The organism is Faecalibacterium sp. BCRC 81149, from assembly GCF_022750605.1.
In the GTDB taxonomy this organism is placed as follows: Bacteria; Bacillota; Clostridia; order Oscillospirales; family Ruminococcaceae; genus Faecalibacterium; species Faecalibacterium duncaniae.
The window spans coordinates 39,992-52,772 of sequence record NZ_QXJA01000005.1 but is presented as its reverse complement, the minus strand read 5'-3'; the positions used below and the strand labels follow the sequence as shown (position 1 = coordinate 52,772).

At 59.0% G+C, this 12,781-nt stretch carries 9 protein-coding genes; 5 read left to right on the top strand and 4 right to left on the bottom strand.

Annotated elements, in window-relative coordinates; genetic code table 11:
- Positions 1-105: 105 nt before the first annotated feature.
- Positions 106-903 (bottom strand): HAMP domain-containing sensor histidine kinase, encoded by a 798-nt coding sequence (locus tag D3F01_RS07455; protein ID WP_156070674.1) that lies wholly within the window; start codon positions 901-903, stop codon positions 106-108.
- A gap of 20 nt (positions 904-923) precedes the next feature.
- Positions 924-1,676: a response regulator gene (locus D3F01_RS07450; protein WP_242887525.1), complete on the bottom strand. Its 753-nt coding sequence runs from the start codon at positions 1,674-1,676 to the stop codon at positions 924-926.
- 332 nt (positions 1,677-2,008) lie between these two features.
- Here D3F01_RS07450 and D3F01_RS07445 point away from each other — a divergent pair, with 332 nt between their 5' ends.
- Positions 2,009-5,185, top strand: a complete 3,177-nt coding sequence (locus tag D3F01_RS07445; RefSeq protein ID WP_242887522.1) for an ABC transporter ATP-binding protein/permease — start codon at positions 2,009-2,011, stop codon at positions 5,183-5,185.
- Between the two features lie 121 nt (positions 5,186-5,306).
- Here D3F01_RS07445 and D3F01_RS07440 read toward each other — a convergent pair whose 3' ends face one another.
- Together D3F01_RS07440 and D3F01_RS07435 are read right to left on the bottom strand one after the other, a co-directional pair.
- The gene (locus tag D3F01_RS07440; protein ID WP_005930482.1) at positions 5,307-5,813 is read right to left on the bottom strand and encodes an HD domain-containing protein; all 507 of its coding nucleotides are present in this window, start codon (positions 5,811-5,813) and stop codon (positions 5,307-5,309) included.
- Positions 5,814-5,849: 36 nt separating this feature from the next.
- Positions 5,850-6,281, bottom strand: coding sequence for a hypothetical protein (locus D3F01_RS07435; RefSeq protein ID WP_035393585.1), 432 nt, complete (start codon positions 6,279-6,281; stop codon positions 5,850-5,852).
- Positions 6,282-6,568: 287 nt separating this feature from the next.
- On the opposite strand from D3F01_RS07435, the gene htpG reads away from it, so the two are divergent.
- From htpG to galT, 4 genes are all read left to right on the top strand, one after another.
- On the top strand, positions 6,569-8,497 hold the full coding sequence (gene htpG / locus D3F01_RS07430) for a molecular chaperone HtpG (protein ID WP_242887519.1): 1,929 nt from the start codon (positions 6,569-6,571) through the stop codon (positions 8,495-8,497).
- 99 nt (positions 8,498-8,596) lie between these two features.
- The gene (locus D3F01_RS07425) at positions 8,597-9,712 is read left to right on the top strand and encodes a 5-bromo-4-chloroindolyl phosphate hydrolysis family protein (protein ID WP_097770276.1); all 1,116 of its coding nucleotides are present in this window, start codon (positions 8,597-8,599) and stop codon (positions 9,710-9,712) included.
- Positions 9,713-9,851: 139 nt separating this feature from the next.
- A complete protein-coding gene (locus D3F01_RS07420; protein WP_117533303.1) occupies positions 9,852-11,138 on the top strand; it encodes a galactokinase family protein in 1,287 nt (428 codons plus the stop codon).
- Positions 11,135-12,634 carry a UDP-glucose--hexose-1-phosphate uridylyltransferase gene (gene galT, locus D3F01_RS07415; protein WP_242887516.1) on the top strand — a complete coding sequence of 500 codons (1,500 nt, stop codon included), beginning with the start codon at positions 11,135-11,137 and terminating at the stop codon, positions 12,632-12,634. Before D3F01_RS07420 ends, galT begins: the two co-directional genes overlap by 4 nt.
- The last annotated feature ends 147 nt before the right edge of the window (positions 12,635-12,781 follow it).

Below are 12,781 nucleotides of genomic sequence, written 5' to 3'. Positions count from 1 at the left end.
CTCCCCTGTTTTTCTACATTCCGGTTAAGATTCTTTACTCAGAGTGATTTTTACACAAAAACGCCCTGCCCCGGAAAAGCCCGGAGCAGGGCGCTGAATATCATATCATTCCATTTTATCGGACAACAGAGCAAGCTCCCGCAGGATCTGCCAGCGCAGGCCATCAGCTGTGGTGAGTGCCGGATGGATGGTGTGCAGTTCCACACTGCCCTCAATGGGAAACATCGTTCCGGCCAGCGGGATGCGCACCTCTGCCCGGGTGCCGCTTCCGGCACCGCGCGGCGTGAGGGAAAGCACCCACCCCATGTGGGCGCAGTAGCGGCGGCAGAGCAGCAGCCCTGCCTGCACACCGCCCAGGAACCGGCGGCGGTTCTCCATCCAGTTTTCACCGGTGGGCAGGCCGCAGCCGTCGTCCTCCACGATCAGGTACAGATCCTCGTCGTCCCGGGTGAGCCGGATCTTGATCTGCCCGCCGGGGCTTACGGCCCGCAGGGCATTGGAAAGCAGATGAAACAGCAGCTGCTCGGCCTCCTGGGCATCCGCCTTGACATAGCAGCGCCGGAACGGGCTGTGATCCACGGTCAGCCGGATGCCCAGCTGCTTCTCGATCTCCGGGGCTATCTGGGCGGCCTCCATCAGGATCCAGCACAGGTCTACCGGCTTCATGGACGGCTTGTCGTTCATCTCCACTTCCAGCAGGCCCATCATCTCCCGCAGGGTGCGCTCCAGGCGGATGCTCTCCTGCCCCATATCCTCCAGCGCCTGCCGGGTCCTTTCGTCTCCGGTCCGGGCCAGATGCATCTGCAGGTATTCCCGGTTCTGGTCCATGATGCGCAGGGAGTGCAGCAGCACGCTCTCAAATTGTTTGCGGGGGAAATCCCCCATCCCGCTCTCTTTTGCCATTCCGTTCTCTCTCTTTTTTCTCATCGTCCGGCCTTCCGTCCCTGCGTTCCGCTGTCGATCAATTTTTGGCGGCCCGCATAGATCAGCTTGCCCAGGGTAACGCTATGCCCCATCAGGCCGTAATCCTGCTTGAATTTCTGCCAGGCTTCGGTGTTGTATTTTTCCACCCCGTCGATCAGGCGGCGTATCCCGCAGTCCACGGCGGCAACTGTGGTGTGGTGTTCCTCGGCCACAGTCTGCAGGATCTCCTTGCGCACGGCCAGCTTCCGCTCCGTGCCGCATACGACCTGCAGCGCGGTGGTCAGATATTCACAGTTCACATCCGGCTGCTGGATGCCCCACTCCGCATAAAGCTGCTTGCAGAACGGCAGCACCCAGAAGATGCCGATGTCCGTAGAGCTGCGCAGATCCAGCAGCAGATCCAGCAGGCTGCTGCGCTCCGGCAGGTACTGCCTGCCGTCCGGCCGCAGGAACGATGCCGTGGCATCGCTGTACCAGTCATCCCCCTGCAACAGCAGCAGCGGGCGGTTATGCAGGCTGTTGAGCCGCTTGAGGAACTCATACCCGTCCATATCCTCCAGCTGGCTCGAAAGCACCACGATATCCACACTGCGCTGCTGGCGCAGCTCCCGCAGCAGCTCCTCGCCGCTGTGGAAGCAGACACAGCAGATCGCAGGATTCTGCTCCTCCAGATAATTTTTCCGGACGCGGATCTCCCGCTCGTCGTAGCTCAAAAGCGCGACATGCAGCTTTGAAACGAGTCGTTCCGTCAATCCAACCTTCCCCTTTGCCTTAAAATTGCCGCACTTTTCTTCCGTGCGTACTGTACGATACTATTTTATAAGGCCCTGCGGAAAGATTCAATCCCCGAAAAAACGTCACTATGCGTCGAACCGTGCAGGAATGGCGGCTTTTTGCGTCTTGATTTCTGGTAATTTACGTCATAAAGTGTCGATTTTTGTTTCTTTCACCTTCTTCAGCATAACACCATCTTTCCCGAAAAGCAATGGTTTGTTCACATTCATCTGATACTATATCTACGTTATTTTGTTTTTTGCCCGGCATTTCCCACACGCCGCCGGGCACGCATAAGAAAGGCCTGCCTATGCTACAACTGAAAAAGATCCGCAAGGAATACAAGACCGGTGACCTTGTACAGACCGCACTGAATGATGTCAGCCTGAATCTGCGCGACAGCGAATTTGTCGCCATCCTGGGCCCCTCCGGCTCCGGTAAGACCACCCTGCTGAACATCATCGGCGGGCTGGACCGGTACGACAGCGGTGACCTTGTCATCAACGGGATCTCCACCAAAAAGTACACCGACCGCGATTGGGACTCCTACCGCAACCACACCATCGGCTTTGTGTTCCAGAGCTACAACCTGATCCCCCATCAGACCGTTCTGGCCAACGTGGAGCTGGCCCTGACCATTTCCGGCATCTCGGGCGCAGAGCGCAAGCGCCGCGCCACCGAGGCGCTGCAGAAGGTCGGGCTGGGCAATCAGCTGCACAAGCACCCCAGCGAGATGTCCGGCGGCCAGATGCAGCGCGTTGCCATTGCCCGTGCGCTGGTCAACAACCCGGATATCCTGCTGGCGGACGAGCCCACCGGCGCGTTGGACAGCGAGACCAGCATCCAGGTCATGGAGCTGCTCAAGGAGGTGGCAAAGGACCGGCTGGTGGTCATGGTCACCCACAACCCGGAGCTGGCCCAACAGTACGCCACCCGCATCGTGAACCTGAAGGATGGTGTCATCCGCTCCGACACCGCCCCCTACAAACCTGACACCGCTCAGCTTGCCCCTGCCGTTCACAAGAACATGGGCCACTCCTCCATGTCGTGGTGGACCTCGCTGACCCTGAGCTTCAACAACCTCTGGACCAAAAAGACCCGCACCCTGCTCACGGCCTTTGCAGGCTCTATCGGCATCATCGGCATTGCGCTGATCATTTCCCTGTCCACCGGTGTCAACCAGTATATCGCCGATATGGAGCGGGACACCCTTTCCGAGTACCCGGTGCAGATCCTGCGCAGCGGCATGGATCTGACCAGCCTGCTGTCCGCCGACCTGCCCGGCCAGCCCGCCGCCCCCGACCTCGGCAAAGGGATGGTGCCGGTGCGCCAGCTCGTGACCCAGATGGTTTCCGGCATCACCTCCAACGACCTGAAGAGCCTGAAAGCCTACCTCGAGAGCGATGCCTGCAGCATCGGGGAGAGCGTTTCCTCGGTGGAGTATTCCTATAATGTCCAGCCCCAGATCTACCGCCAGGACCCGGACGGCAGCATCCGGCAGGTGAACCCGGATTCCTCCCTTTCCGCTCTGGGCATCAGCTCCACCAGCTCGACCAACAACATGATGGCCAGCATGATGAACACCAGCGTGTTCTACCAGCTGCCCGCCAGCGATGCACTGTATCATTCCCAGTACGAGGTCAAGGCAGGCCGCTGGCCCGAAAGCTACAACGAATGCGTTGCCGTGCTGGGTGCGGATGGTTCCATCACCGATTATGCCCTCTACGCGCTGGGCCTGCGGGACAACGCCGAGCTGGACAAGATGATCCAGCAGTTCGCCCAGAACCAGAATGTGGATGTGCCCGAAGATTTCAAGACCTACCGGTACAGCGATTTTCTGGGCCGCACCTTCAAGCTGGTCAACGCGGCCGACCGCTACCAGTACGACGATGCCCACAGCACCTGGGTGGACAAATCGGACGACAAGGCCTTCCTGCAGGAGCTTGTGGCCAACAGCGAGACCATGACCATCGTGGGCGTGGTGCAGCCCAGGGAAAACGCCTCCGCCGCCATGCTTTCTTCCGGCATCGCCTATCCCGCCTCCCTGACCCGGCACGTCATGGACACCGCCGCCCAGAGCAGGCTGGTGCAGGACCAGCTCGCCGACCCGCAGACCAATGTGCTGAACGGTGAGCCCTTCGGCACCGGGCAGACCGCTGCCGTGGACATGGCTTCCCTCTTCTCCATTGACACCGACCAGCTCGAGAGCGCCTTCCAGTTCGACCCCGGCAAGCTGGATCTTGACCTGAGCGGCGCGTTCGACCTGAGTGATGGTTCCGTAGATTTTTCCTCCCTCATTGACCCGGACAGCTTCCAATTTGATCTGACCGAAACGCCCGACATCGACATGAGCGCCCTGACGGACGTGTTCGCCAACATGGACATTTCCATCCCCGCCGACAAAATGCAGCAGCTGGCCCAGAAGGTGATGACCGGCTACAAGGATTACATCATCGGCAACGGCATTCTGGGGCTGGACAAGATCGGTTTTGACCAGTATCTCGCCAGCGACCAGTTCCAGCAGCTGATGAAGGATTCCATGGGCAGCCTCATCGATACCGCTGCCCTGCAGGAGCAGTTTACTGCCGCCATGCAGCAGGTCATGGGCAGCGTGATGGCAAACTTCTCGGAACAGATCGCCGCCGAATTGCAGGCCCAGCTGGGCGCTGCCATGGAGCAGGCCATGGGCCAGATCAGCACGAACCTGCAGAGCCAGATGACCGAGCGCTTCTCCTCTCTGGGCAGCCAGATGGAAAGCGCGCTGAAGATCGACGCAGATGCGTTCCGGAATGCCATCCGGTTCAACATGACCGAGGACGATCTGGCGGAGCTGATGAAGTCGAAAATGATGTCCACCAGCGCCACCTATGAAAGCAACCTGCAGGCCTTTGGTTATGCCAGCGAGGACGATCCCAGCCAGATCAACATCTATCCGCTGGACTTCGAGCAAAAGGCTAAGGTCCTCAATGTGCTGGACAGCTACAATGCCGCCATGCGTGAGCAGGGCGCGGAAGACAAGGTGATCCAGTACACTGATGTGGTGGGCACCCTGATGACCTCCGTGACCAGGATCATCAACATGATCTCCAACATGCTGGTGGCCTTTGTCTCCATCTCGCTGGTGGTCTCCTCCATTATGATCGGCATCATCACCTATATCAGCGTGCTGGAGCGCCGCAAGGAGATCGGCATCCTGCGTGCCATCGGTGCTTCCAAGCGGAACATCTCCGAGGTGTTCAACGCCGAGACCTTCATCATCGGCCTGTGCTCGGGCCTCATGGGCATCGGCCTCAGCAGACTGCTGCTCATTCCGGGCAACATGCTCATCCAGAAGATCGCCGTCGGCACCAGCGTAGTGGCCGTTCTGCCCTGGAAGGCCGCTGTGGTGCTGGTTGCGCTGGCAACTGTGCTGACCATTCTGGGCGGCTTCATCCCTGCCAAAACCGCTTCCCGCTCTGACCCTGTCAAGGCTCTGAGAGCAGAATAAGATCACTTTTTCAAAGAGGCTGTTGCACAAGCCCCAGCAAAAAAGACCAGAGTTGTTTCGCCAAAAGGCGTTACAACTCTGGTCTTTTGCTTTCTTTCATGTGAACAGTGCGGCGGCTTCTTTACCACTCTTCTTCGTCAGCGCCCACCCTTGTGCGGCGGAACATGCTCTCCACAATGGCGCAGTATTTGTCCGCCAGACAGACGATGACCGCCTCGCGGCAGGTCGGGATATGGCGGAAGGTCAGGGGCCACATGTGGCTTGCAATGACGTTCTGCTCCTTTTTGGTAATGCCGAACACCCGCTGTGCGTTCACACAGGCAGACCCCGGGTGGGAAAAGCCGTGCATCTCAAACAGATGCCGCAGGCCGTGGAAAGAGCCCTGCTTGTGCCAGTCATAGAGATAGAAATCGTGGAGGAAGGCCCCCACGGCCAGCGTGGTCTCATCGGCTCCCAAATGGAAGCGGTGGTTGATCCAGCAGCTGACCACGACCACATTCTTGCAGTGCTGGTAGGTGGTCACATCACCGTGCTGGATAAACTCACGCATTTCCTGCACCTTGGGGTGATGGTCGTACTGTTCCAGAATAGCGGACAGGCGCTCCCGTTCCGTTTGTGAAAGCTGCATGGAAAATTCCCTTTCTTTTTGTCAGAAACGCTCAGCTCAGCTCCGCAGCTGAACCGGGTTGGAGCTGCCGAAGTTCTCAGCGGCCGAAGGATTTTCGCGGGTCAGGCTCAGGTCCACCAGATACTGCCTGCCGTCGCCCAGTGCTTCCAGCTCGGCCAGCTTGGCCTCGGCAGAAGCCTTGTCCGGGTACCACTGGATGAGGAAGAAGTTCTCCTCCTCCACGCCGTAATACAGCCACTGGCCGTCCGCCCGCAGCAGGTCGTCCAGATGATCCACCTCATCGCCATCGGTCAGGCCCAGGCCCTCCTCGGCGTAGACATTTTCAGGTTCCACCTGCAGCACTTCGATGACCTGAATGGCGCTCTGTAAGTATTCATCCTGCGAAATGCTCTTGTCCGAGCGTTCCCAGCCCGTCAGGAATGCCTGCATCAGCAGGTTCTTCACGGAGATCTCCGGCTTCATTGCCATAACATATTCCTCTTTCCTCGTTTGTTTCCGCTGACCAGTATACGCTAAAAATTGTGAAAGGTCAACTATTTCTTTATGAATTTTTTGTAGCAACGCACAAAAGGCATTTTGTTCCAGTTCATTTCTGAACTTTTTATGAAACCCCTTGATTTTTGACCCGCATCGGTGTATATTAGCACTCGAAAGATATGAGTGCTAAGAAGATGCAGTATCGGCTGCTTCTTCTGCATTGCCGCTCCTTTTGCGAGGGGCCGGATCTGAATACTGTACAAAAGAGGTTTTGTATTATGGCGAAGAAAGAATTTCAGGCTGAAAGCAAAAAACTGATGGACATGATGATCAACTCCATCTACACCAACAAGGAGATCTTCCTGCGTGAGCTAATCTCCAACGCTTCGGATGCCATCGACAAACTTTATTATAAGAGCCTGACCGATCCTTCCGTGGGCATGAACAAGGGCGATTTCCGCATCCTGCTCACCCGCGATAAGGACAATCGCCTGCTGACTGTCTCCGATAACGGCATCGGCATGACCAAAGAAGAGCTGGAGCAGAACCTGGGCACCATCGCCCACTCCGGTTCTCTGGACTTCAAGAAGGACAACAAGGACGAGAACATCGACATCATCGGTCAGTTCGGCGTGGGCTTCTACTCCGCCTTCATGGTCGCCGACAAGGTCACCGTCATCTCCAAGGCATACGGTGCGGACGAGGCCTGGCAGTGGGAGTCCAGCGGTGCTGACGGCTACGAGCTGACCCCCGCTGAGAAGGAAACCGCCGGTACTGACATCATCCTGCACATCAAGGACAGCACCGATACCGACAATTACGAGAACTTCCTCGATGAATACGGCATCGTGGCCATCGTCAAAAAGTACAGCGACTATGTGCGCTATCCCATCCAGATGGAGCGGGAAAAGAGCCGTCAGAAGCCCGAACCCGATCCCAAGCCCGAGGACTATAAGCCGGAGTGGGAGACCTACACCGAGCTTGAGACCCTGAACAGCATGGTACCCATCTGGAAGAAGCAGAAGAGCGAGGTCACCGATGAGGAATACGCCAGCTTCTACAAGGATAAGTTCAACGATTACTCTGACCCTGCCCGTGTCATCGTGAGCCGCACCGAGGGCACCGCCAACTACAACGCCCTGCTGTTCGTGCCCAGCCATCGCCCCTATGATTTCTACACCAAGGAGTATGAGAAGGGTCTGGCTCTGTACGCATCCGGCGTGCTCATTATGGAAAAGTGCGCAGACCTGCTGCCCGATTACTTCAGCTTCGTCAAGGGCATTGTGGACAGCCAGGATCTGAGCCTGAACATCAGCCGTGAGATGCTGCAGAAGGACAACCAGCTCAAGCTGATCCACAACGCACTGGAAAAGAAGATCAAGAACGAGCTGCACTCCATGCTGGTCAACGACCGCGAAAAGTACGAGGCATTCTGGAAGGAATTCGGCCGCCAGATCAAGTTCGGCGCTTACTCTGATTACGGGATGCACGCTGAGCTGCTGCGCGACCTGCTGCTGTTCTGGTCTGCCAAGGAGCAGAAGATGGTCACCCTGCAGGAGTATGTGGACAAGATGCCTGCCGAGCAGAAGTTCATCTACTTTGCCGCCGGTGATTCCACCGATCGTCTGGCAAAGCTCCCCGCCGCCGAGCTGGTTCTGGACAAGGGCTATGATGTCCTGCTGCTGACCGAGGACGTGGATGAGTTCTGCCTGCAGATCATGCGCAGCTACCCCCGCAAGGATGCCGAGGGCAAGGACGGCACCGTGGAGTTCAAGAACGTCAACAGCGGCGATCTGGGCCTTGAGACCGAGGACGAGAAAAAGGCCGCTGAGGATGCCACCGCCGAGAACAAGTCCCTGTTCGATGCCATGAAGGACGCACTGGACGGCAAGGTCAAGGAGGTCAAGGTCTCCACCCGCCTGAAGGATCACCCTGTCTGCCTGAGTGCCGACGGCCCCCTGTCCATCGAGATGGAGAAGGTGCTCTCCAAGCAGCCCGGCAGCGAGGGCGTGAAGAGCGACAAGGTGCTGGAGCTGAACATCAACCATCCCGTGTTCGCCGTGCTGAAGGCCGCACAGGAGGCCGGTGATACCGACAAGGTCAAGAAATACAGCAGCCTGCTCTATGCACAGGCACAGCTGATCGAGGGCCTGCCCGTGGATGATCCCGCCGCTTACGCCGAGGCCGTTTGCAGCCTGATGAAGTAATTCCCTTTCCCACAAATAAATTACCCCCTTAACAAAAGGGCCGTGCTCCGCTATAATAAAGTGGAACACGGCTTTTTTATTTTAGGAGGATTCTGCCCCATGGAGCCCAGACGCAGCAAACATTTTCTTGCCCACATTCCCACCATTGCCCTGCTGGTAGTATTCGCCATGTCACCCTGGCTGGGCATCCTGTTCTTCATCCTGCGTGCCATCGACCGGGATGCCGAGAAAAAGGAGCAGGAGAACGCGGAATATTCCAGCGATTTCCGCCCCCAGGACACCGGTGCCGGTCAGCCGGCCCGGGACACTGAACCAGTCTATGGCCACGATGTGCCCACTGCCGAGCAGCAGAACGCCAAAAAGTGGCACAAGACCCTGACCAGCCTCTGCACGGTGTTCGGCGGCATCTTTCTGGTGGTGGGCCTTGCAGGCCTTGCCGATATCATTGACATGTGGGGCTACTGGTTCGACTGGGGCGAGTTTCTGACCGCGCTGGCCCAGACCATTGGCGGCGGCGCTGCGCTGGCCATGGGCCTGCGGATGAAGCAGGCCCGCAAGCTGGAGCGCCAGCTGGACAAGATCGTTGGGACCCGGGATAATATCCCGCTGGACGAACTCTTTGCAGCTGCGGGCATTGATGCCGACAGGGGCCGCGCCGCCGTGGAGCGCGCCATCGACCACGGCTATTTCGGGGCCGATGCCTATATCGACAACCGCACCGGCACGCTGGTGGTGCGGGGCGCTGCGCCCCAGCCGCCCAGACCCGCCGAGCCCGCACCCGCACCGGCTCCCGAGGATCAGTATGCCGCCCTGCAGCGCCAGCTCCGGCAGGCCAACGATGCCATCCCCGACCCGGTGATGACGGCCAAGATCTCCCGGCTGGAGGATGTCAGCGCCCGCATCTTCGCACTGGCAAAAAAGGACCCGGACAAAAAAGCCCAGCTGCAGAAATTTATGGATTACTACCTGCCCACCGCGCTGAAGCTGCTGAACACCTACGCCCAGCTTTCGGCACAGGATGTGCAGGGCACCAACATCACTGAGGCAAAGCAGAGCATTGAGCGGAGCATGGATCTGCTCATCACCGCCTTTGAAAACCAGCTGGACAAGCTGTTTGCCTCCGATGCGCTGGATGTTTCCACCGACATTGCCGCGCTGGAAGGGATGCTGAACCTCGACGGGCTCACCGGCGGCGATTTCGCGCCCCGGAGCTGACCGCCGGAACTGCGTTGACCTTTCATCCAGATGCAACAATAATACATGGTCTTTTCTCGACAGAACCGATATTATAGAATCAGAAGAACGGGCCCTGGCCCTTTGAAGAATCATTCACCTATACAAGGAGGAACGCGCCATGATGAAGCCTATTTCTGTCTGGAAGCAGGAGCTGGCGGGCGGCACCCATACCGCCCGGCTGGCCTCCCTCTACTGCTGTTCGCCGGAGCAGACCGCTGCCCACGCCGCACGCTATGCGGCAGTGCTGGACGGGCTGGAAGCTACCTTTGGTGCACACACCGAGGCCGGACTGTACAGTGCCCCGGGCCGCACCGAGATCGGCGGCAACCACACCGACCACCAGCATGGCCGGGTGCTGGCCGGCAGCGTGAACATTGACATGATCGCTGCCGCTGCCCCCAACGGCTTGAACCAGCTGCGTGTGCAGAGCGAGGGCTATGACCTCTGTGTCATCGACCTTGGCGACCTTGCTGCCCGCAAGGAGGAAGAAAACACCACCATGGCCCTGCTGCGGGGCGAGTGCGAGGCCTTCAAGGAGCGTGGCGCTGCCCTCTCCGGCCTGGACGTGTACATCTCCTCCAATGTGCCCAAGGGCAGCGGCGTTTCGTCCTCTGCCGCCTTTGAGGTGCTGATCGGTGTCATCCTGAACGACCGCTTCATGGCCGAAAAGGTCTCCCCCATCGCCATTGCGCAGATCGGCCAGTGGGCAGAGAACGTCTACTTTGGCAAGCCCTGCGGCCTGATGGATCAGATGGCCTCCAGCGTGGGCAACATTATCACCATCGACTTTGCCGATCCTGCCCACCCCGATGTGGAGCCAGTGCAGGTGGATTTTTCTCAGGCAGGCCTTGCCCTCTGCATCCTGGATTCCGGTGCAGACCACGCCGACCTGACCGATGAGTACGCCGCCATTCCCAACGAGTGCCGCGCCGTGGCCGCTGTCTGCGGCGGCGAAGTCCTGCGGGATGTGCCCTTTGAGACCTTTATTGCAAATCTGCCCGCATGCCGCAAACAGTGCGGTGACCGGGCTGTGCTCCGGGCTTTCCACGTCTACGCTGACAACCAGCGCGTTGCCCGGCAGGTAAACGCCCTGCGCGCCGGTGATTTTGAGACCTTCCTGCAGCTGGTCAACGAATCCGGCACCAGCAGCTGGGAATACCTGCAGAACGTCATCCCTGCCGGGTACAAGGAGCATCAGGAAGTGGCTGTGACCATTGCCGCCGCAAAGCATTTCCTGAACGGCGCGGGCGCTGTCCGCGTTCACGGCGGCGGCTTTGCCGGCACCGTGCAGGCCTTTGTGCCGCTGGAGAAGCTGGATGCCTTCAAGGCTGAGATGGAGGCCATTCTGGGCGCAGGCAAGTGCCACATCCTCTCCATCCGTCCGGAAGGAGGTGCCGTGCTGTGATCTCTACTGCCATTCAACAGCTCGTCAACTATGGGCTGGACACCGGGCTCATCCTGCCCGATGACGAGATCTACATCCGCAATCAGCTGCTGATGACCATGCAGCTGGACAGCTTTGCCGAGCCTGAGGGAGATGTCTGCTACACCGACCTCGAGAGCATCCTGAAAACGCTGGTGGACGATGCCGTGGCCCGGGGCGTGTGTGAGGACAATTCCACCGCCCGCGATCTGTTTGACACCAAACTGATGGGCGTGCTGACCCCGCGCCCCTCTATTGTCCGCGCCAACTTTGAGGAGCGGTACGAAAGCGAGGGCCCCCAGGCCGCCACCGACTGGTTCTATGAATTCAGCCAGGATACCGATTACATCCGCCGCTACCGCATCAAGCGGGACGTGAAGTGGGTCACCAAGACCCCCTACGGCGATCTGGATATCACCATCAACCTCTCGAAGCCCGAAAAGGACCCCAAGGCCATTGCCGCCGCCAAGCTGGCCCCCCAGAGCGCCTACCCCAAGTGCCAGCTCTGCGTGGAGAACGAGGGCTATGCAGGCCGGATGAACCACCCCGCCCGTGAGAACCACCGCATCATCCCGCTGACCATCAACGGCAGCGCGTGGAATCTGCAGTACAGCCCCTATGTCTACTACAACGAGCACTGCATCGTGTTCAACAGCCAGCACACCCCCATGAAGATCGAGCGGGCCACCTTCCGCAAGCTGCTGGATTTCGTGGGCCTGTTCCCCCACTATTTCGTGGGCAGCAATGCCGACCTGCCCATTGTGGGCGGCAGCATCCTGAGCCACGACCACTTCCAGGGCGGTCACTACGAGTTCGCCATGGCCAAGGCCTCCATCGAGAAGAGCTGGGTGTTCCCCGGCTTTGAGGATGTGGAAGCCGGCATCGTCCACTGGCCCATGAGCTGCATCCGCCTGACCTGTGCGGATGACGAGCGTCTGGTGGAGCTGGCAGACAAGATCCTGACCGCATGGCGCGGCTATACCGACGAGGCAAGCTTCATCTTTGCCGAGACGGGCGGCGAGCCCCACAACACCATCACCCCCATTGCCCGGGTGCGGGATGGCAGATATCAGCTGGATCTGGTCCTGCGCAACAACATCACCACCCCGGAGCACCCGCTGGGGGTCTACCATCCCCACGCAAAGCTCCACCACATCAAAAAGGAGAACATCGGCCTGATCGAGGTCATGGGTCTGGCAGTCCTTCCCAGCCGCCTGAAGCAGGAACTGTTCGATCTGGCAGATATGCTGGTGGCCCGGGTGCCTGCCGAGCAGTACCCCGAAGCCCTGCAGAAGCACGCCGCATGGGCACAGGAGATCCTGGCCCGCCATCCTGAGCTGAACAGCGACAGCGTCCACCTGATCCTGCAGGATGAGGTAGGCCAGGTGTTCGCGCAGGTGCTGGCAGATGCCGGTGTCTACAAGCTGGATGAAGCCGGCCGCGCCGGTTTCGTGCGGTTCCTCGAAAGTGTAAAGTAACCACCACAGGCCGGCGGTGATTCCCCACGCAAGTGAGTACGGGTTGCGGCTCCCAGCGTCTGCTTCGTGCAATTGCACTCGCATCCTGCTGGCCGCGGCCCCAACAACAGCTTCCTACATCCGCCACTGGCGGCGGTCGCTGTTGTT